This window comes from Myxococcus sp. XM-1-1-1, from assembly GCF_020037095.1.
GTDB classification, from domain to species: Bacteria; Myxococcota; Myxococcia; order Myxococcales; family Myxococcaceae; genus Myxococcus; species Myxococcus fulvus.
In genome coordinates, this window is record NZ_JAIQDH010000018.1 from 93,063 (window position 1) to 112,991 (window position 19,929).

The window sequence follows — 19,929 nt, forward strand, 5'->3', positions numbered from 1 at the left end:
GTTCAACGACCGCGCGGCGGTCGGAACTCTCGCGTCACCGTGCCGCCCGCGGAGAGGGTGATGACGAAGAGCTTCTCGCCCGCGGGATGATGGAAGAGCAGCTTGTAGGTGCCCGGCGCGAGCTTGAAGGTCGCTCGGCCGGAGACTTCGCCCAGCTTCCGTCCGTCGAGGAAGACCGTGGCATACGGCGTGGCCCGGACGAGCAGCGTGCCCGTGCTCGCGGGGACCTGCGACGAGGGCTCGGGGACGGAGTCTCCTCCCCTCGAGGGAGTCGGTCCCGCCGCGAGCACCTCCTCGCGCTTCATCCCCTCGACCTCGGCCTCTGAATCGGCGGACAAGGGCTCCACCACCGGGCTCGCGGCGTCACCGGTCTCCACGTCGGCCTTCGGCGCGGTGGGAGCCTGCCCCGTGCCACCCCGCGCGCTGAACTCGCTCGGCGCGGGAACGGCCTCGGGCGGAGTCTTCACCGCGGAGGTGGAAGGGGTCTGCGTGCCCGTCGGCACCGGGTTCCATCGATCCTGCGTCATCACGATGGCGGACACGAGCAGCGACAGGCCCAGGCTGCCGACGAGCAGCCACGTCCTCGGCCGCCGCGACTTCGAGGTCGAAGCGCTGCCCGGCGAGGAATCCGTGACGGTGGGGACCTCACTGCCCGACAGGGACTGTGGCCCCCCTGCCCGCGCATCAGGCACCGCAACGTGGTTCCCGCCCGTCGAGGTCCGCGCACGGCCCTGGCTCGCGTCTCGTTGCGCCCAGGCTCCCGAGTCTCCCTCACCGACGGGCTCCGGAGCACCCTCCGGCCGGGGCGAGGATGTCGCCGCCCCCTCGGACACGTCGGAGACCGCGTCGTCATGCTCCGCGAGTGAGTCCCGTCGCGAGACAGCGGCCACGTCGCCCGGACGGCTCGGCGTCCGAGCGGGCACCGCCGACACGCCGGAGGTCTCCTTCTCGAGCGGCAACGCAACCGAGGGGGTCCCCTCCGGGCGGCTCGGGCGCACCGAGGCCACGGGCGGAAGCGAAGACGGCGTGGGCCTGCGAGGCACCGGCGACGACGCCACCGCCGGCAGCGGCATCATCGGCGTGGCCATGGGCGGCAACGGGACGAGCGGCGCCTCCATCACGGCCTCGTCGCGCCGGGGCAGCACGAAGGTGGACGCGTCGAAGTCCTCGTCGGGCGAGGACGGCGCCCCACCCGTCCGCCCCGGCCTCATCACCGCGGTGGGCTCCCTGCGCGCCGGAGCCAGCGGCGCGACGTCCTCGTCGTCACCCTCGGGCCCCTGCTCGCGCGGCAGCACCTGCGTGCGCTCCTGCACCGCGGGCAGCGCCATGGTGGGCGTCGTGGGGAACAGCCGCCGCAGGAAGCCCGCCAGGTCCGTGTCATCCACGGAGCGGGCGTGCCGCAACACGCACTGCGCCAGGGCGCGCTCCAGTTCTCCCGCAGTCTGGAACCGCGCGGCCGGATCCCTCTCCAGCGCGCGCATCACCACCGCGTCCAGCTCCGCGGGCACCTCCGGGTTGAGCCGCGCCGGGGGCGGGATGACGCTGTGCTGCACCGCCCGCAGCACCGCCAGCTCCGAGTCCCCGTCGAACAGCCGCCCGCCCGTCAGCATCTCCCACAGCACCACGCCCAGCGCGAACAGGTCCGTGCGCGAGTCCACGTCCTCGCCCCGCGACTGCTCCGGGGACATGTACGCGAACTTGCCCTTGAGCATCCCCGGCTGCGTGAGCTTCTTGCCCGCCTTGGCGATGCCGAAGTCCGTCAGCTTCACCGCGCCGTCGTACGAGAGCAGCACGTTGTGCGGCGTCACGTCGCGGTGCACCAGGTCCAGCGGGTGCCCGCTCACCTTCAGCCGGTGCGCGTAGTGCAGCCCCCGGGCGACCTCCGCGCCGATGTGCGCCACCAGCATCGGCGGCATCGGCTCCATCAGCTCCTTGCACTTGCGCCGCAGCTCCCACAGCGAGCAGCCGCGCACGTACTCCATCGCCAGGTAGTACGTGTCCTCGTGCTTGTCGAAGTCGAAGATCTGCACCACGTTCGCGTGGTTGAGCCGCGAGGCCAGCCGGGCCTCCGCGATGAACATCCCCACGAACTCCGGGTCGCTCGCCAGGAACGCGCGCACCCGCTTGATGACCACTTCCTTCTCGAAGCCCTCCGCGCCCCGGGCGGTGCAGAGGTAGATCTCCGCCATCCCGCCCTCCGCGAGCTTGCGGCGGACGACGTACTTGCCGATCTGCGTACCGGCGAGGAGCGTCAAGGGAGCTTCCGGAGCATGTGCGCTATTCGAACTTCACGCTCACGACGTTCAGGTCGATGGGCTTCACTTCGATACGTCGACTGAGCGTCTTCTTGAGGTCGGGATTGAAGAATTTGCAGTCGTAGCTGCCAACGCGCAGCTCTACCGCCTCGAAGGGCGTCTCGCCCAGCTTCTTCCCTCCACACGTCACCTCGGCCCACGGCCTGACGGCGAAGCGAACCTTCGCCATCCGCGTCTCCGCGCGGACCTCCTGCCGGGGCGGACGCGGCGGCGTCACCACCGGGGCCACCCTCGCCTCCGGCTGCAGCGTGAAGCGCTCCACCTGCTCCGGCCCCGAGCCCACCGTCACGGTGCGCTCCAGCGGGTGGTGCTTCGCGGCCTCCACCCGGACGGCCAGCGCCACGCCCGGCGCGGACTCCACCACCAGCGGCGCCGCTCCCTGCTGGCGCCCATCCACGTACACGAGCGCCTGCGCGGGCTGCGACTCCAGCCGCAGGCGGACCTTCTGGGCGACCTGCGCGGGAGGCGCCTCCACGGGCGCCTGCTCCGGCTCGGCCACGGGCACGGGCTTCTTCTCCGCCGGCGCCACCGACACCAGCTTCAGCACGCCCAGCGGCAAAGGCCCCGAGGCCTGCACCTCCAGCTCCGTCCTCAGCTCCTGGTAGCCCTCCAGGGACACCACGAGCGCGTAGCGCCCCTCGGGCATCCCCGGCAGCGTCAGCGGCGTGCGCTCGGGCAGCTCGCGCCCGTCGAACACCACCCGCGCGCCCGCGGGCTCGGTCTCCAGCCGCGCCTGCACCGGCGCCGACTCGCCCGGCTTCATCCACGCCCACAGCAGCACCAGCACCACCAGCCCCAACCCCACCGCGGGGATCCACCAGCCCAGCCGTGACGTGGTCGCCTGCGACACCTCGCCCGTGCGCGCCGCGCCCTTCTTGCGCCCCGGCCGCGACATGCCCAGCGACAAGGTGGGCGCGTCCTCCTCCTGCTCCTCATCCTCCTCACGCGGCACTGGCAGCGCCAGGCGGGAGGGCCTCGAGGGTGACGCCACCTCCGGCAGCGCCAGGCGGGAGGGCCGCGACGGCGTCGACGCCAGCTCCGGCATCGCCAGCGTGGGCGCGTCCTCCTCCACGTGGTGGCCGTGGTGCACGACGACGGGCACGGCCCGCGTCGGCGGCCTGCCCTCGGGCTTGGGCTCGGTGGCCGCCTTCACGTCCGTCAGCGTGGCCCGGGACGCCGCGCGCCCGTCCATCGTCGGCGCGTCCTCCTCCACCCGCGGCGCCGCCGGCACCGCGCCCAGCCCCGAGCGCGACGCCCGCTCCGGCGCGGACGACGACTCCAACGCCCGGCGCTGGCCCGTCAGCCGGCCCGCCGGTGACTCCAGCTCGATGCGCCCCGTGTTCCGCGTCTGCCCGCGAGGCCTGAGCGCCGCCGTCTCCCCCTCGGGCGCCACCGCCGAGCGCGACAACGACGGCCGCAGACCGCTCCTGCGCGGGCCCTGCTCCTGGCGCCCGGAGCCCGACGCGGGGTCGGAGTCCTCCATCGGCACCTCGCCCGAGCGCGCCTCCGACGCCAGCCGCTCCGCGTAGATGTCCTTCATGTACACGGCGACGTGCGCCGTGGACGAGGGCAGCCGGTTCGCGCTCAGCCAGTCCTCGAGCGCCAGCTGCAGGTGGACCGCCTCCTGGTAGCGGTCCACCGGGTCCTTCGCGAGCGCCTTGAGGACGATGGCGTCCAGGTCCTGCGGCACCCGGGGGTTCACCTGCGAGGGCGGCAGCACCTTGCACTCGGCCACCGCCGCCAGCGTCTGGATGTCGCTGGGGCGCTTGAACAGGCGCGTGCAGGTGAGCAGCTCGTACAGCACCACGCCCAAGGCGAAGATGTCCGCCCGGCAGTCCACGCGCTGACCCGCGGCCTGCTCCGGCGACATGTACGAATACTTCCCCTTCAGCACGCCCGAGCGCGTGACGGTGGCCTGGTCCGCCGCCTTGGCGATACCGAAGTCCACCACCTTCACCCCACCCTCGAACGTCACCAGGATGTTCTGCGGGGACACGTCGCGGTGGACGATGCCCAGGGGCCGCCCCGTCGACGGGTCCGTGCGCTTGTGCGCGTAGTCCAGGCCCGAGCACGCCTCGATGAGGATGCGGCACACCAGCGGCACCGGCACCGGCTGCCCCATCGCCTCCGACTGCTTCCAGATGCGCCGCAGGTCGTCGCCGTGGATGTACTCCATGGCGATGAAGAACGAGTCGTCCTGCGCGCCCAGGTCGAAGATCTGCACCACGTTCGCGTGGTTCAGCCTCGCGGCGATGCGCGCCTCGTCCAGGAACATCTTGACGAAGTCGTCGTTCTCCGCGAGGTGCGGGAGGATCCGCTTCACCACCACCAGCTTCTCGAAGCCCTCCGGGCCCTGCTGGCGCGCGAGATAAAGCTGCGCCATCCCGCCCATGGCGAGTCGCTTCAGGAGCTGGTACCTGCCATACGTTTCAATGGTCACGGCGACCTGACCGGCACTCCCACAGGGATACCCACGGCCCGTGGCCTACCGGAATCCGGGCGCGGCGAAGTCCCGAGCGTAAGCCCACACGACAGGGGGGTCAAACCCTTGTAGGCATGGCGGAACCGGTTAATCCCGGCCCGCGCGCTACCGCCGGGCCACCCGGACCTCGCGCGTCTCGCGCATCAGCGCCTCCAGTTCGTCCAGGTGCCGCTTGAGCACCGGCATCAGCACCGGCGCCCGATCCACCCGGTCGAACAGGTCCAGGACCCGGTCCACCTTGCGCTCGATTTCCTGGGCTCGCGCCGGAGAGATGCGGCGCAGGAGCAGGTCGGCGCCGGCCTCCATCAGGGCGCGGGCGACGGCATCCCGGGAAGCGAGCGGCTCCTCCTTGCGGCGGCCCTCGCCCTGGATGACCCGCAGGCCCGGCGAGCGCGCCGCGCTGGGGCGGGCCGGGCTCGTCGTCTTGGTTCCTTCGGAGTCTGGGGACATCACCGGGTGCCTCCTCGGCGGGAGCGGGTACGACCTCAGGGTACACACCGTGAGGAGCGCTCCAATTTTCTGGTCATCCGCACAGGCGGAAGCAGACCTGTAGCACCCGGGACCGACATGAACGTCGAGGGCCGGATGACCGGCCCTTCGACTGGCTCACACCTCCTGTCTGGAAGCCCCCGCCCGCGCCCGCCTGCTCACCCGGCGTCGCACGAGCGGCGGTAGCTGATCGACACCTTGGCGCCCGGCGCCGGCACGTTGGTGAAGACCACGCTGTTGGTGGGCGCGTCGTAGCGCCAGCCCGTCGTCACCGGGGCGCCGTTGACCGTCACCGTCACGCTGCCCGGCTCCGGCGAGTCGCTCAGCGGGAAGCGGTCCTGGGCGGAGAAGGCCTTGTTGGCCACCGCGGACAGGAGCGGGCCGTAGTTGGCCGCGCAGACGTTCATCACCTCGCCGCCGGTGCGCGCGGTGGCCTCCGCGTAGCGCGTGCCCGTGCCGCCCGCGGTGCCGCACGCCGTCGCCGTGGGGGCGATGGCGTAGAACGTCGCGCGCTGGGGCTGGTTCTGCCCCTTGAGCTGCTGGGCCCACGCCACGTAGGTGTCCACCGCGTCCGGCGAGTGATCATCCTCGTCGCCCACGAACACCACCACCAGGGCGGCCGCGTCGCGCAGGAAGCCCAGGTTGCCGTCGCGCGGCAGGGACGTGCGCGGATCATCCGCGTTGTTCACCAGGGGCGGCGACAGCGCCCGCCGCATCGCCTCGAAGCCCTGCTCCACCTGGGCGCACTGCCCCACCTGCACGTTCTGCTGCAGCAGCGTCGTCAGGTTCGGCGTGTTCTGGGTGAGGATGCGCGGCCGGGCGTTGTCCGCCGGGAAGAAGCGGCCGGCCTCGCCCCCCTGGGCGCCGCCCGGGCACGCGTTGGAGACGGCGGAGATGCCCGTCGTCGTCACGGCCACGTGCAGGTCCACCTGCTTGGCCAGCGCCGCGTCCACGAAGGACGGAATCGCCGACACGAGCCGCGGGTGCTCCTCCACCATGGACGCGGTGTTGTCCACGACGAAGAGCACGTCCACCTTGCTCACGTCCTGCTGGGTGAAGTGGTCCGTCTTGTCCGTGCGCTTGGAGGACTCGCCGATGAGCGGCACCAGCAGCGGCGCGGCCAGGTCGTCGGAGCTCACGAACAGGGGCGACAGGTTCATGCCGTACACCTGCGCGGTGTAGTCCAGGTCCACCGTGAAGGCCTCGCCCGGCTGCAGCGTGAAGGGCAGCGGCGTGGGCACGCCGCTCACGGAGAACTCGCCGTCCGTGGTGCCCGGGCCAATCCACACGTTGGACACCGACACGGGCATGGTGCACGCGTTGAGGTAGTTCACCTCGCGCGGCTCGGGCGGACAGTCGCGCCGCGCCACGCCCCAGTCCACGTACCAGGGCGACGGGATGAGGCACGTCGCCTGCGCGTTGGCGATGAGCGGCACCAGCACCACCGGGTTGGCCGGCTCCATCTGCTCCACCTGCAGCGTGCCCGCGAAGGTGCCGCCGGTGACGGGCATCTGCACCGCCACCTGGAAGCTGAACCAGTCGCCCGGGTAGATGATGACGCCGAACAGGTCCCCACCCGGCATGCGGAACACGCCGCCGTCGCTGTCGCGCAGCTGGATGTTCTTCACGGGGCACAAATCGCGCCCCTTGTTCTCCAGCTTCACGCCCAGCACCGCGCCGCGCCCCGGCGGCACCGTGCCGAAGTCCAGCGCCATGGGAGTGATCGCCAGCTCGCAGGGCGCGTGCGCCAGGGCCGTGCCGCGGAAGTCCATCTGCACCATGGCCGCGGAGTACGCGTTCGTCGTCATCACCAGCACGCCCGACGCGGAGCCCGTGCGCGTGGGCTCGTAGAAGACGGGGATGTTGATCTCCTGCCCCGGCTGCAGCGTGTGCGGCATGGCCAGCGGCGTGTGGTTGAACTGCGCTGGTCCCGCGGGGTCCGGCTGCCAGGTGAGCGACTCCAGCGTGAGCGCGCCCGCGTTGGACGAGCCGCAGTTCTTCACGTTGACCATGACGCGCGTCTTGGAGCCCAGCGGCTGCGTGCCGAAGTCGTGCGTCACCGGCGACACGCACAGCTCCGCCGCGCCGCCGAAGCCCTTGAGCTTCACGTCGGTCGTCGGGTGGCGCTTGCTCACCACGTGGTAGCGCGCCATGTCCTCCGCGGGCCCCATGTGGCCGGGGCTGTAGCGCACCTGGAACCCGCGCACCTCGCCGGGCTGGAGCACCAGCGGGAAGCCCGTGTTCGCCTGCGAATAGGACAGGTCCAGCCCGTCCAGCGTGAGCTGGTTCACCGTCATGGGCTCGGTGCTGATGTTGCGGATGCGCGACTCGCGGAAGGCCTCGCGGTCCACCGGCACCGCGGCGAAGTCGAGGACCGGGGGCTCGGCCACCACCGCCTGCTCCAGCGACTCGGCCGCCACCAGCACCGGCACGTCCGCGCAGCCCCGGCACGGCGTGAGTGCCAGCGCCACCTGCTTGCGGCCCACCTTCACCGGGTTGAACTGGATGGGCAGCTCCACCTTGGCGCCCGGCTCCACCACCACGGACTTCGCCACGAACTCGTCCTTGTCCGCGCCGACCAGCCGGGGCGTCACCTCCACCGCCAGCTCCGTGGGGTTCTCCAGCGACAGCGCCAGCGTCTTGCTGGAGTCCGCCTCGATGCGCCCGAAGTCCAGCGAGCGCGGCGACACCCGCGCCCACGCGTCCACGCCCGAGCCCGTGAGGGGGATGCGCAAGAGCGGCTCGATGCGCGTGTCCGAGCGCACCACCAGCATCGCCGGCTGCCCACCCTCCTTCGTCGGCGCGAAGCGCACCTTCAGCGACGCCGCGCTCCCAGGCACCAGGCTGTGGGGCACGTCGCTGGTGAACTCCGCCCGGTAGGCGCCTTCCGGCCCCTCCACCCAGACCTCGTTCACGTCCACCGGCGCACGTCCCACGTTGCGCAGGGAGATCTCCGTCTCGCGCGCGTCGTAGAGCGCCACCTTCTGGAAATCCATCCCGCCCGGGGTCGCCGTCAACCGCCCGTCCGCGAGCGTCGAGCGCTCGCGATCCGCGCACCCCGCAACCAGCCCCAACACCGCGAGGGCCCAAATGCCCAAGCGCCCCGTCATGGCTTCCACCCCTTCCCCGCGCCCATCGCCCTGTGCCGCTTGCTTGCCGCCAGTGAGGCAGCCGAGCGGACCCGATGGCGAAACTAGGCACCCACCCAGGGGCGGGCAACCACCCACGAGGGCCAATCCCGGTGTCAGGGGGGCCTACGACGTCCGGTTTCCCTCAAAGCTTCGGGATGCGCAGCGTCTTGGAGATCATCGCGCTGCCGCTGGCCGCGTACAGCAGCACCAACGGGTGCAGCACCAGCGGCCCCACCTCCCAGGTGCCCCACAAGAGCGCATCGCCGATGCGGCCCATGTAGGTGGCCACCGCCAGCACCATCACCAGGGCCAGGCTGGTGGGGATGGGCGTGCCCTCGAAGTACTTCACCTTCCCCGTCGGGTCGGCCAGCTCCGCCGACGTGACGTTGAAGCGCGCCAGCCGGCTGATGCCGCACGCCACGAAGTACAGCAGCACCGCCACGTCCAGCGCCCCGCGCATCCCCACCGCGAACGCCAGCGCCGCCGGCGCCATCCCGAAGGAGATGACGTCCGCCAGCGAGTCCAGGTCCGCCCCCAGCGGCGACTTCTTGAAGCGCCACCGGGCGATGCGTCCATCCAGGAAGTCCATCACCAGCGCCAGGGGCATCAGCGCGAAGGCCACCCACATCCAATGCACCTGCCCCGTCGCCAGGTACTGCATCGCGGCGAGGATGGTCCCCGCTCCCGCGAAGCCGTTGCCCAGCGTCACGAAGTCGGCGAGCACGAAGGTGCGGATCATCGAGAAGTGGCGGCGCGGGCGGCGGGCTCGCGGCTGCTCGGTCGTCATATGCGCGCTCTCCTAGCACAGGGAATCCTCACTGCCGGTCCCTCGCTGTCGTGTTTCATGCCGCGGTGCGTCTGAGTTCAGGCTCTCAGGAATCGTCGAGTTCGAGAAAACTTTTGACGGCTGAATCAGCCCCTTCCTACGCTCGACGACTGCCATGCATCCAAACCCAACCGTGTCCTCCCCGCGAGGGGCGTCCTGGAAGTCCGGGCGCTCTCGCTGGCACCTCACCCTTTTCGCCGGCGTGAGCCTGGCGCTCGCCACCGCCTGTGGTGAGGATGATGATGGGAAGCCCACCCCGCCAGCGCCGGAGGAGCCCGCGAAGTACGAGGCCACCATCCGCCGCACCGCGCATGGCATCCCCCACATCATCGCGGACGACCTGGGCAGCCTGTCGTATGGACAGGGCTTCGCCTTCGCCAAGGACCACGTCTGCATCCTGTCGGATCAGATTCTGAAGGTCCGCGGCGAGCGTTCCCGCTACCTGGGCATGGGCCCGGGCAACACCTACGTGGGCAGCGACTTCGGCTACCGGGTGCTGGCGCTGGACAAGAAGGCGGAGGCCGCCTTCCCCAAGCTGCCGACGGACGTGCAGGAGATGTTCAACGGCTATGTGGCGGGCTTCAACCGCTACGTGAAGGAGACGCCGCCGGACAAGCTCCCCGCGCCCTGCACGAACGCGCCCTGGGTCAAGCCCATCAGCGCGGTGGACCTGCTGGCCTATGACATCAGCGTGGGCCTCGCCGGCAGCAGCTACCAGCTCATCCTCGCCATCGCCGCGGCCATGCCCCCCGGCCCGGGCGCCGGCAGCGAGGGCCGCCCCGCCCCCGGCAGCTTCAAGGTGGAGCGCCCCGAGTGGAGCAGCGTGGGCAGCAACGGCTGGGCCATCGGCGCGGACCGCTCGGCCAACGGCCGCGGCATGGTGGTGGCCAACCCGCACTTCCCCTGGGAGGGCGAACTCAAGCTGTGGGAGAGCCAGCTGACCGTCCCCGGCCAGCTCAACGTCTACGGCGTGGGCCTGCTCGGCGTGCCCGCGGTGCTCATCGGCTTCAACGAGCACGTGGCCTGGACGCACACGTTCTCCTCCGGCCAGCGCATGACGCTCTACGGGCTGCAGCTCGTCCCGGGCAACCCCACCCGCTACAAGTACGGCTCCGAGGAGCGGGACATGGTGGCCCAGGACATCACCGTCCTGGTGAAGCTGTCCGAAGGCTCGCTCACCCACGTCACCCAGCGCTTCTACAGCAGCCACTACGGCCCCGTCATCGTCATCCCCGGCACCGCGCCGTGGACCGAGGCGTCGGTGCTCACCTACCGCGACGCCAACCTGGACAACACCCAGCTGGTCAGCCAGTTCGTGGGGATGAACCGGGCCAAGAGCCTGGAGGAGTTCCAGAACGTCTACGCCACCGTCCAGGGCATCCCCTGGGTCAACACCATGGCCGCCGACCGCGCGGGCAACGTCTGGTACACCGACGCGACGCCCACCCCCAACCTGTCGCCCGTCGCCATCGGCACCTGGCGCGCGGCCTCCGCCGGCGCGGACCCGACGACGGCCGCCATCTGGAACAGCATGGGCCTGGTGCTGCTCGACGGCAGCAACCCGGAGAACGAGTGGCGTGACGCCGAGGGCGCGCGCGGCCCCGGCCTGGTCCCCTTCAGCGGCGTGCCCAAGCTCGCCCGCCGCGACTTCGTCTTCAACGCCAACGACAGCTACTGGCTGGCGAACCCGAACCAGCCGCTCACGGGCTTCTCCCCCATGCACGGCCTGGAGAACGTGGGCCAGACGCCGCGCACGCGCATCAACGCCAAGCTCCTGATGGAGGAGAACGGCGCGTCGGGCGCGGACAACAAGTTCACCGTGGCGGAGCTGGAGAACGCCATCCTCAGCAACCGGGGCATGGTCTCCGAGCTGATCAAGGACCAGGTGGTGGCGCGCTGCACGGGCGTGACGACGGTGCAGTACAACACCACGCAGATCGACATCCGCGCGGGCTGCGCGGCGCTCACGGCCTGGGACGGCCTGTTCAACGCGAACAGCCGCGGCGCGGCGCTGTTCCGCGAGTTCTCCGGTCACCACACCATGGGCACGCTGTCCAACGGCGGCACCCTGTTCGCGGTGCCCTTCAACGCCGCGGAGCCCCTGGCCACGCCGCACACGCTGGCGGCCGCTCCCGCGACGGGCTCGGACCCGGTGCTGCTCGCCCTGGCCGCGGCCGTCTACCGGCTGCAGGTCGCCGGCATCCCCGTGGACGCGCCGCTGGGTGAGTCGCAGTACTCCACCCGCGTGGACGGCAAGAAGATCCCCATCCACGGCGGCGGCAGCTACGACGGCACGGCGAACATCGTGTCGTGGGGCACGCTCAAGTCCACCACGCCGGACTCCGACTACAGCGCGGTGCGCGGCAGCACGGTCATCAACTCCCGCACCAACCTCACCGACCAGGGCTACGTCATCAACAACGGCAGCAGCTTCATCATGGCCATGGGCTTCACCGACACGGGCGTCGAGGGCCGCGCGGTGCTGACCTACAGCGAGTCCAGCGACAAGAGCTCGCCGTACTACGCCGACCAGACGGAGCTGTTCTCCAACAAGCAGTGGCGCAACATCGTCTTCACCGAGGAGGCCATCAACGCCGCCAAGGTCGAGGAGACGAAGATCTCCGGCAACTAGCCCCAAGCCGTCCGGGCGCTCGCTCCTCGCGTGAGGGAGCGCCCCCCTTGAAGCACCCGAGGCCCCTGCCCTTCAACGGCGGGGGCCTTCGTTTTTTCGGGCGCGTGGGGGACACCACCCCGCACCTTCCCGGGCCGGCCCTCGGAAGCCCGCAGTCCACCACGCGACAGCGGCGGGGGCGCGGGCAACCTCGGGACGACACTCGGCGAGACGCGGGGACGAGCCCCGTGTCCAGCGGGTGATGCCCGCCCTCGTGGGCGGCTGGCGTCACGGCGGGGCGAACCCAGGATGCGCGGGCAGACCGCCCGGCACCGCCAGCAGCACGCGGTGAAACGGCCCCGGGGGCACCGGTACTGCGAAGGAGCGGAAGTGCACCATGACGACGACACCCGTCTTCAAGACAGCCATCATCGACAGGGTCTTCTTCTTGCGGTGGGAGTCCCCTCCCGACCCACAGGACATCCAGCGCGTGTTCCAGCAGATGCGCGACGCCCACGCGAGGCCCGAGCCACCCCTGGTGCTGGTGGCGAGCCTGTCCTCCAGGTCCGCGGTCCCCAACAGCGAGCAGCGCTCGAACCTGTCCGCGTTCCAGTCGGATGCGCGGCCGCTGTTCACGGAGATCCACGCCATCGTCGAGGGCAATGACCTGCAGTACAACCTCCAGCGCGTCATCATCGCCGGCATCAACATCGTCACGCGCACCTACGACAAGACGCTCCAGCGCGTGCACCAGCGCGCCGAACAGGTGGCGCCGCTGCTCTCCGACACCCTGGGCGTGGACGGGCCCCGGGTCATCGAGGAGGCCAAAAGGCGCGGCGTGGTGTGAGCCACCTGCACGCGCGTCGGCCCGCCCTCACGCGGGCTGGCGCGCGGGCTCCTCGCTCCGGGGCCTCGCGCGGGCCTTGACGTAGCGGTGGTCGAAGAGGTCCACGTAGAGGTACTCCGGCCACGACACCATGGTGTGGGCGCCGAGCATCACCCCCCGCATCAGCTCGCTCACCATCATCCCCGCCGCGGTGGTGGCCCCCACGACACAGGTGGGCGCGGGCCCCTTGCCCGCGAAGCACGCCTCCATGGCGGCCTGATGCAGGTAGTCGCCCAGATGCGGGATGATGGCCGGCAGGTCCACGCGGCCATCCGGAAGGATGTACAGCTCCTCGTACAGCGGGGCATCCGGTTGGAAGACATGCAACGCCGCCCCGAACCCCAGCATCAACCCCGTCATCGCCGGGACGCCGCGCTCGCGGCACGCCTTGTGGAGGGCCTGCTTGGCGCGCGCGCCCGCGATGTCGATGACCTCCACCACGTAGTCCACCGGCGGCAGCACCTGGGTGCCCGCCAGCACGTCGGTGACGTTGTCCTCGGTGATGCCCTCGTGGACCAGCCGCAGGCGCAGGTCCGGGTGGATGTCCAGGCACATGCGCCCCACCACGTCCACCTTGGACGCGCCGAGCGTGCTCTCGAAGCACCCCACCTGCCGGTTCATGTTGTGGACCTCGTAGGTGTCGAAGTCGGCGAGCGTCAGGCACCCCACGCCCAGCCGCGCCAGGTCCACCGCGCACTGGCCTCCGGCCCCTCCCACCCCGGCGACGAGGACGTGCGTGCGGGCCAGACGCGCCATCACCTCGGCGCTCACCACTCCCAGATTGCGCTCGAAACGGGGCTCCACCATGACGCCTCCCCTTTCTTTCCCGGGAGCGTCGAGGTGTGCGTGCGACGTGTCGCCCTCGCGTCATCCCAGGGCCCGTCGATGTGGTCCTCGTCCCCCGCTCCCGGGAGGGGCTGGCGGCCCGGGATGTTCACCAGTCCGCCTCCCCCGGGGACGGTGTCCGGCGCACGGCACTCGGCACGTCCGACAGCCTCAGCCATCCGCCCCGCGCCACACCCGTGATGTGCCTGCTTCAGTCGTGAAGCGGGGTCTTTCCCACCGCACCCGCCAGGGCATGTCAGACGGTTGCTTCACAGTGGACACCAGGCGTGAAGTCCAGGGATAGGAGACACTCCGCGAGTTTCGTGTGTTCAAACTCTGGCGTGGATTCTGCTCAGCGGGTGACACGGCACGGAGGAGCCAGGACACCGACGCGCGGCCTCCTCCGAACCCCTCTTCTTCGATTCGAGGTCCCTATGCGTTTGAGGTTCAGCCTTCTTGTCTGTCTGACATTCTTGTCATTGGGTTGTGGGAATTCCGAGCCGCCCGCCACGCCGGAGGCGCTGCGGGACAGCGCGACGGAGGCGCTCGCGACGAACGGCTCCGAGCTGTTGGGTGTGGCGGGCCCCGCCACCGCGCGGCACGCGACGCGCGAGGTGCTCTTCGGAGACCTGGCGCACTACCGCTTCGAGCTCCAGGTGGGGCCCGGTGAGCATGACGTGGTGACGGTGCACCGCGTGGTGCGGGAGAACGCGCCCTGGTGGCCCGCACGGACGCAGCGGGCGGTGTTCATGCTGCACGGCGACGCGTGGGGTTTCGACGCCGCGTTCCTGTCGAGCGTGGGCTCCGCGCACGTGCCGCGCGAGCAGTCCATCGCCGCGTACCTGGCGGAGGAGGGCGTGGACGTGTGGGGCATGGACATGCGGTGGGTGGGCGTGCCCGCCGGTCAGCAGGACTTCTCCTTCATGGCCGGGTGGAACCTGGGCACGCATGCGAAGGACCTGGGCGCCAGCATCCTCCTGGCCAAGGCGCTGCGGCTGACGAATGGAAGCCTGGGCTCGCTGCACCTGCTCGCCTGGAGCCGCGGCGCCATGGTCGCGTATGCCTATCTGAACGACGAGGCGCGGCTGCCCAGGGGGCTGCGCCAGGTGGATGGGTTCATCCCCGTGGACATGGTGATGCGGCATGCCCCGCAGAACGCGGAGCAGCGGGCCTGGGCGTGCGGGCGTCACGCGGCGATGAAGGCCCGGCGGGACTCGGGCATCTACGAGGGTGGGCTGCTCGGCGCGGCGCCGGGAATCACGCTGCAGGCCATCGGCCAGCTCGCGGCCCTGGCGCCGTCGGCGCCGTCCCCGCTCTTGCCGGATGATGTCTTCGGCCCCGGCACGGGTCGGCCCACCAACCGCCGGGCGGCCATCGTCTCCGCCGCGGCCACGGGCGCGCTGCTCAAGCCGCTGGAGCCGCTCGCCCCGGGCTACCACCTGCTGGCGGGCAAGGCGGACGAGACGGGACTGCCGGGCAGCCTGACGTACACGTCCGAGGCCTACCTCTACGAGTACGCCCAGCGCGCGGCGCCCTACCAGAGCCTCAACGAGGTGGTGGAGTCGGATGCGTGGACGTGCGGGCTGGAGGTGCCCTACGACGACCGGCTGAGCCAGGTGAAGCTGCCCGTGCTGTACGTGGGCGCGGGCGGCGGCGTGGGTGAGTACGGGGTGTTCTCCACGTCGCTCCTGGGGAGCAACGACGTGGTGTCCCTCATCGTGAGGGACCACCCGGTGGCCGAGCGCGCGCTCGACTTCGGTCACGCGGACCTGTTCCTCGCGGCCAGCGCCCGTCAGCGGGTGTGGCGTCCCATCCTCCAGTGGGTGCGCGCCCACTGACGCCCGGACGTCAGTCCTGCTTCCACAGGCCGTGGCGCCGGGCCCGGCGGCCCAGCGTCACCGGGTCCATGCCCAGCGCCATGGCCGCGCGTCGGAGCACCCCGCCGTGGCGCTCGAGCGCCTCGCGGATGAGCTCACGCTCCACCCGCTCCAGTCGCGCGCGCAAGGAGCCGTCTCCCGCCAGTTCGTTCCGGGGCGGGGACGCGGACGCCAGGCTCGGCGGCAACAGCCGGCGCGACACCACCTCCCCCGGCCGCGACAGCAGCACGGCGCGCTCCAGCACGTTGCGCAGCTCGCGCACGTTGCCCGGCCACGGGTAGGCCCGCAGCATGTCCTCCACCTCCTGGGACATGCCGCTGGCCGAGCGGCGCAGGGTGCGGTTGAACAGGCCCAGGAAGTAGCGCGCCAGCTCCGGGATGTCCTCGGGCCGCTCGCGCAAGGGCGGGATGTCGATGGTGAAGCTGTTGAGCCGGTAGAACAGGTCCGCGCGGAAGCGCCCCGCGCGCACCTCCTCGCCCAGGTCCTTGTTGCTCGCGGCCAGCACCCGCACGTCCACGTGGCGCACCTGGGTGCCGCCCACCGGACGCACGTCGCCCGTCTCCAACACACGCAGGAGCTTCGCCTGCAGGTTGGGGGTGGTGTTCTCGATCTCATCCAGGAAGATGGTGCCGCCGTTGGCCAGGACGAACAGGCCCGGGTGGTCCGCCACCGCGCCGGTGAAGGCGCCCTTCACGTGGCCGAACAGCTCGCTCTCCAGCAGCGTCTCCGTGAGCGCGCCGCAGTCCTGGATGACCAGCGGGGCCTCGCCGCGCCCGCTGAGGCGGTGGACGATGCGCGAGAGCACCTCCTTGCCCGTGCCCGTCTCGCCCTGCAGCAGGACCGCCACGCGGTGCGGAGCGACCAGCCGCACCATCTCCATCACCCGCTGCATGGCGGCGCTGCGCAGGCCCACCTCCTCCTCACCCCGTGCCCCCGACACCGAGGGCAGGGCCTGCGACAGCGCGCGCTCACGCAGGAGGTTGCGCTCGAGCTCCAGCGCCATGCGCCACTGTTCGGTGCGCACGCCCCGCTCGCGGCCTGCCTGGAGCACGGCTTGGAGCACGGCCTCGGGAGGGGGAGACTCACCGAGCGCGCGGAAGACGAGCCCCGCGTTGAACAGGGCCACCAGTCGCTCGGGCGCGGCGGGCGCGCAGTAGATGATGCGCGAGGTCAGGTCGGAGGGTGGCCCCGCGGAGGACAGGTCCACGTCCTCGGCCGGCGTGCCCAGCCCCGCGACCAACGACAGCGCGCGCTCCTCGTCACGGCCGCAGACCAGCAGCGCCGCCGCGTCGCCACGGGCCAGGAGCGCCTGGGCCTCCTCGGCGCTCGACGCGAAGTGTGGCACCGCCTGGCCCTCAAGCGCGGCCCGCACGTCCTGGGCCTCCTCGTCGCTGGCGAACGCCACCACCACGTGGAGCCGCGCGGTGGCCAGATAGCGCGCCAGCTTCACCCCGTCCGAGTCCTCGAAGGCGTGGAAGAAGACGCCGAGCGCCGTCACCGGGCCGCCCGTCTCGTGCCGCCAGCGCACGTCGCCCCGGGCGCGGATGTGCTCGCCCGAGTCCGGCAGGGAGAAGGACAGCTCCACGGACTCGCCCTCGCACGGGCCTTCCTGCGGGCCACGCGGCGTGGCGATGAGGCCGATGCCGGTCTCGCTGATGTTGACGGCCCAGCACCCAGGGAGCGCGGGCTGCGTCACCACCTTCACGTACAACGGCTTGCGTTCGCTTCGAGGGGCGTAGGCGGACACAGGCCGCGTCATGACGCCCGCAGTCTACTTCACGGATGAAGCCTTGCTGGGAAATTGCGGCGGCAGGGGAAAGACAATGTCGCCGTCCGGTCGTCGAGGGGCGGTGCGGGCGAGCCCGGTGGCGGAGTGAGGGTGGAAGGCGACTCAGGGCCGCTCGGGGTGGAGCAGCAGGCTCATGAGGAGGTCGTCGACCCAGACGCCCTCCTCGGTGCGCAGGAAGTCGCGACGGGTGCCCTCGAGGACGAAGCCGAAGGAGCGATAGAGGGCCTGGGCGCGGGGGTTGTCGCCCCGGACCTGGAGCTCCACGCGGTGGACCCTGTCTCCGTTCGCGTCACGATGGGCGCGCAGCCACGCGAGCAGGTGATGCATCAGCGCGCGACCCACGCCCAGGCCCTGGGCGTCGGGGTGGACGCCGATGCCGAGCACGCCGCCGTGGCGCAGCATCCGGTAGCTCGGCCTCAGGAAGGAGGCCTCGCCCAGGAGCGCGCCTCCGGGTGCGGTGGCGACGAGTGGGAACGCGGTGCCGTCCTGACGGTGGAGCCCCGCGGCCTCACGTCGGGCGGTGAAGGCGGCCGCGTCCGCGGGCAACTCGTCCGGCAGCTTCACCAGCCCCTCGCGAGCCTGGACGACGGCGCGCTCCAGTTCGAACAACGCGGGTCCATCCTCGGGCGTCGCCTCCCGGATGAGACAGGGACGACCCTCCTTCAGCGACAGCGACACGGGCGAAAAGCGCATCGGTGCACCCTTCATCGAGCAAGACTCCAGGGGGAGAGAAGACAGGGGGTCGCCTCACTCGGCAAGAGCGCCCTCGCGAAAGGCGGCATGGCCATGGGATGACGAGATGCCCGAGGGCGCTTCTTCAACAAGCGCGACGGCCGGAGAGACAGTCGACATGGGCTGGAGAGATAGCGCCGGCCGCCTTCAGCAGGAGCAACCGCCGGGGGGAGCATCGACCTGGAATGGCGAGGCAACGGAGCCGCCCCTCGTTCCGCACGCTCCACCCATGGAACGCCCCTCCTTCGACGAGAGCGCCGCTGATGACGAGCCTGTCGACACGGGCTGGCGAGACGGCAGGAAGGCCCCTCCCTCAGTGAGCACGCTCCCGGTAACGGACCTGTCGACATGGGAGGTCGCGACGGGGTGCGGAGACCGGACCTGACTCGCTCGCGGGTTCGGGGCATGATGCGCGCACGCAGATGAGGGGGAGTCCCATCTTGACGATGACCACCACCGCGAGCCCTCGCGGCGAGGAACACGAGCTCGCGCTGCTGCTCGGCGGACGCTGTCGGCGCTGCGCCGAGCGGATTCCGGGAGGGACCGCGCTGCGCGGCCGCCCCTGCCCTCGCTGTGCCGAGGCCACGCTGCCCAGCCCCGAGGACCGGGAGGTGCTCCACCAGCTCGCCACCCAGCGCGCCACGGTGCACCTGAGCGTCGCGGTGGTGGGCGTCGCGGCCGCGGCCCTGGTGGCCAGTTGGGTGCCGCTGCTCACGTCGTTGCTCCTGGTCGCCGCGCTCGTGTGGCTTCGCGTGACGCTGGTGACGCCCGCGCTCCAGCTCCTCTCGCTCCAGCGCAAGCTCGTCGCACGCTGGACGCTGCGGCTGGCCGCGGGCTGCTTCGTGGCGCTGTCCGTCCTCCTGCTGGAGCTCCTGACGCTGGTGCCCGGCCTGGGCGCGCTGGCGAAGGTGGCGCTGAGCGCGGGACAGGTCGCCGTGGCGGGGCTCTTCGCGCGTCGCTACCTGGCGTGGCAGACCGGACGCGAAGCCCGGGGCGTGCCCATCGCCTGGTGGGAGCTGGGGCTTCTCGTAGCGTGGATGCTCCTGCTACTCGCCTTCACCACGGCGTCGGTGCTGCTGGTGCTCTACGTGCTCCAGTCCCTGGGGTTCGTGAAGGAGTTCCTCGTCATGCCGGTGGGAGGCTGAGCGATGCTCACGTACGCCCTCGTCTCGCAGGCCATCGGCCTGAGCGGTGCTTCGGGGACTCGCGCGGGAGGCAGCCTGCTGCTGCTCGCGCTGGCCGCGCATGCGCAGTACCTCACGCTGCCTCCTGAGCTGACGTGGCTCGCCACGCCGCAGGCGCTCGGCGCCATGGTGGCCCTGCTCGCGTTCGAGATGTACACGCAGCGCGACAGCGACCTGCGCATGGTGCTCGGCCTCGCGCAGTTCGCGTTGAGCGCGGGCAGCGGCGCCACGGTGGCACTCGCCTCCGTGGGCGTGGGCACCGAGACTCTCCCACCCTGGGCCGTGGGCGCGGTGGGCGCCTTCGTCGCCGTGTCCACGCTGTCGCTGCGCCAGTGGCTGCACACGCGCGTGGACCAACTGGAGACGGAGGTCCTGCGCCCCCGGAAGTGGCTCCTGCGCATCGAGGACTGCTTCGGACTGGGACTCGCGGCGGTCGCCATCCTCTGGGCCCCGCTCGCCCTGGTGCTCGTCCTCCTGTTCACCCTGGCCTGCGCCGTGGCCGGCTGGTTCGCCTACCGGCTGGAGGCACGTGGCCGGCGCCCCTGCCCCGCCGGCTGTGGCGCGCGCATCCGACAAGAAGCCTCGCGCTGTCCGAAGTGTCGCGCGGATGTGCCCATCGCCCGCACGCTGGACCTGCGACTCGCGGGCCGGATGCGGGATGCGCTCCAGAACGCGCTGGGCTCCGGGACTTCCGGTGTTTCCCGCGCGGACCCGAGCGTCCGGCGCGGCGGCGGCAAGCTCCCCTCCCGACTGGGGTGATGCGCGGCCCGCGCCGTTCCTGG

The 19,929-nt window shown here is 71.3% G+C and carries 13 protein-coding genes; 5 read left to right on the forward strand and 8 right to left on the reverse strand.

Annotated features, from left to right (window positions below; genetic code table 11):
- Positions 1-2 precede the first annotated feature (2 nt).
- From K8640_RS29460 to pssA, 5 genes are all read right to left on the reverse strand, one after another.
- Positions 3-2,255: a serine/threonine-protein kinase gene (locus K8640_RS29460; RefSeq protein ID WP_223750102.1), complete on the reverse strand. Its 2,253-nt coding sequence runs from the start codon at positions 2,253-2,255 to the stop codon at positions 3-5.
- Positions 2,256-2,277: 22 nt separating this feature from the next.
- Entirely contained in the window at positions 2,278-4,755 is a 2,478-nt protein-coding gene (locus K8640_RS29465) for a serine/threonine-protein kinase (RefSeq protein WP_223750103.1), read from the reverse strand.
- Between the two features lie 147 nt (positions 4,756-4,902).
- Positions 4,903-5,247 carry a hypothetical protein gene (locus tag K8640_RS29470; protein ID WP_046713170.1) on the reverse strand — a complete coding sequence of 115 codons (345 nt, stop codon included), beginning with the start codon at positions 5,245-5,247 and terminating at the stop codon, positions 4,903-4,905.
- A 197-nt stretch (positions 5,248-5,444) separates the two neighbouring features.
- The gene (locus tag K8640_RS29475; RefSeq protein ID WP_223750104.1) at positions 5,445-8,396 is read right to left on the reverse strand and encodes a choice-of-anchor D domain-containing protein; all 2,952 of its coding nucleotides are present in this window, start codon (positions 8,394-8,396) and stop codon (positions 5,445-5,447) included.
- A 163-nt stretch (positions 8,397-8,559) separates the two neighbouring features.
- Positions 8,560-9,204 carry a CDP-diacylglycerol--serine O-phosphatidyltransferase gene (gene pssA / locus K8640_RS29480; RefSeq protein ID WP_223750105.1) on the reverse strand — a complete coding sequence of 215 codons (645 nt, stop codon included), beginning with the start codon at positions 9,202-9,204 and terminating at the stop codon, positions 8,560-8,562.
- 154 nt (positions 9,205-9,358) lie between these two features.
- Here pssA and K8640_RS29485 point away from each other — a divergent pair, with 154 nt between their 5' ends.
- Positions 9,359-11,875, forward strand: a complete 2,517-nt coding sequence (locus tag K8640_RS29485) for a penicillin acylase family protein (RefSeq protein ID WP_223750106.1) — start codon at positions 9,359-9,361, stop codon at positions 11,873-11,875.
- A 376-nt stretch (positions 11,876-12,251) separates the two neighbouring features.
- Positions 12,252-12,701, forward strand: coding sequence for a DofA protein (locus K8640_RS29490; protein ID WP_141322761.1), 450 nt, complete (start codon positions 12,252-12,254; stop codon positions 12,699-12,701).
- A gap of 27 nt (positions 12,702-12,728) precedes the next feature.
- On the opposite strand, the gene K8640_RS29495 is transcribed toward K8640_RS29490, so the two are convergent.
- Positions 12,729-13,547: a ThiF family adenylyltransferase gene (locus K8640_RS29495; protein ID WP_223750107.1), complete on the reverse strand. Its 819-nt coding sequence runs from the start codon at positions 13,545-13,547 to the stop codon at positions 12,729-12,731.
- A 497-nt stretch (positions 13,548-14,044) separates the two neighbouring features.
- Here K8640_RS29495 and K8640_RS29500 point away from each other — a divergent pair, with 497 nt between their 5' ends.
- Entirely contained in the window at positions 14,045-15,403 is a 1,359-nt protein-coding gene (locus tag K8640_RS29500; protein WP_223750108.1) for a hypothetical protein, read from the forward strand.
- A gap of 10 nt (positions 15,404-15,413) precedes the next feature.
- On the opposite strand, the gene K8640_RS29505 is transcribed toward K8640_RS29500, so the two are convergent.
- Together K8640_RS29505 and K8640_RS29510 are read right to left on the reverse strand one after the other, a co-directional pair.
- On the reverse strand, positions 15,414-17,201 hold the full coding sequence (locus K8640_RS29505; protein WP_223750109.1) for a sigma 54-interacting transcriptional regulator: 1,788 nt from the start codon (positions 17,199-17,201) through the stop codon (positions 15,414-15,416).
- 132 nt (positions 17,202-17,333) lie between these two features.
- A complete protein-coding gene (locus tag K8640_RS29510; RefSeq protein ID WP_223750110.1) occupies positions 17,334-17,939 on the reverse strand; it encodes a GNAT family N-acetyltransferase in 606 nt (201 codons plus the stop codon).
- A gap of 464 nt (positions 17,940-18,403) precedes the next feature.
- On the opposite strand from K8640_RS29510, the gene K8640_RS29515 reads away from it, so the two are divergent.
- The gene (locus tag K8640_RS29515; RefSeq protein WP_223750111.1) at positions 18,404-19,108 is read left to right on the forward strand and encodes a hypothetical protein; all 705 of its coding nucleotides are present in this window, start codon (positions 18,404-18,406) and stop codon (positions 19,106-19,108) included.
- A 3-nt stretch (positions 19,109-19,111) separates the two neighbouring features.
- Positions 19,112-19,906, forward strand: a complete 795-nt coding sequence (locus tag K8640_RS29520) for a DUF4126 domain-containing protein (protein WP_223750112.1) — start codon at positions 19,112-19,114, stop codon at positions 19,904-19,906.
- Positions 19,907-19,929: the final 23 nt, after the last annotated feature.

Bases quoted from the DNA above. Each gene is read 5' to 3' on its own strand.
- K8640_RS29520 (WP_223750112.1), top strand. From the start codon at position 19,112: ATGCTCACGTACGCCCTCGTCTCGCAGGCCATCGGCCTGAGCGGTGCT.
- K8640_RS29495 (WP_223750107.1), bottom strand. From the start codon at position 13,547: ATGGTGGAGCCCCGTTTCGAGCGCAATCTGGGAGTGGTGAGCGCCGAG.
- K8640_RS29485 (WP_223750106.1), top strand. From the start codon at position 9,359: ATGCATCCAAACCCAACCGTGTCCTCCCCGCGAGGGGCGTCCTGGAAG.
- pssA (WP_223750105.1), bottom strand. From the start codon at position 9,204: ATGACGACCGAGCAGCCGCGAGCCCGCCGCCCGCGCCGCCACTTCTCG.
- K8640_RS29470 (WP_046713170.1), bottom strand. From the start codon at position 5,247: ATGTCCCCAGACTCCGAAGGAACCAAGACGACGAGCCCGGCCCGCCCC.
- K8640_RS29490 (WP_141322761.1), top strand. From the start codon at position 12,252: ATGACGACGACACCCGTCTTCAAGACAGCCATCATCGACAGGGTCTTC.
- K8640_RS29505 (WP_223750109.1), bottom strand. From the start codon at position 17,201: ATGACGCGGCCTGTGTCCGCCTACGCCCCTCGAAGCGAACGCAAGCCG.
- K8640_RS29510 (WP_223750110.1), bottom strand. From the start codon at position 17,939: ATGAAGGGTGCACCGATGCGCTTTTCGCCCGTGTCGCTGTCGCTGAAG.
- K8640_RS29475 (WP_223750104.1), bottom strand. From the start codon at position 8,396: ATGACGGGGCGCTTGGGCATTTGGGCCCTCGCGGTGTTGGGGCTGGTT.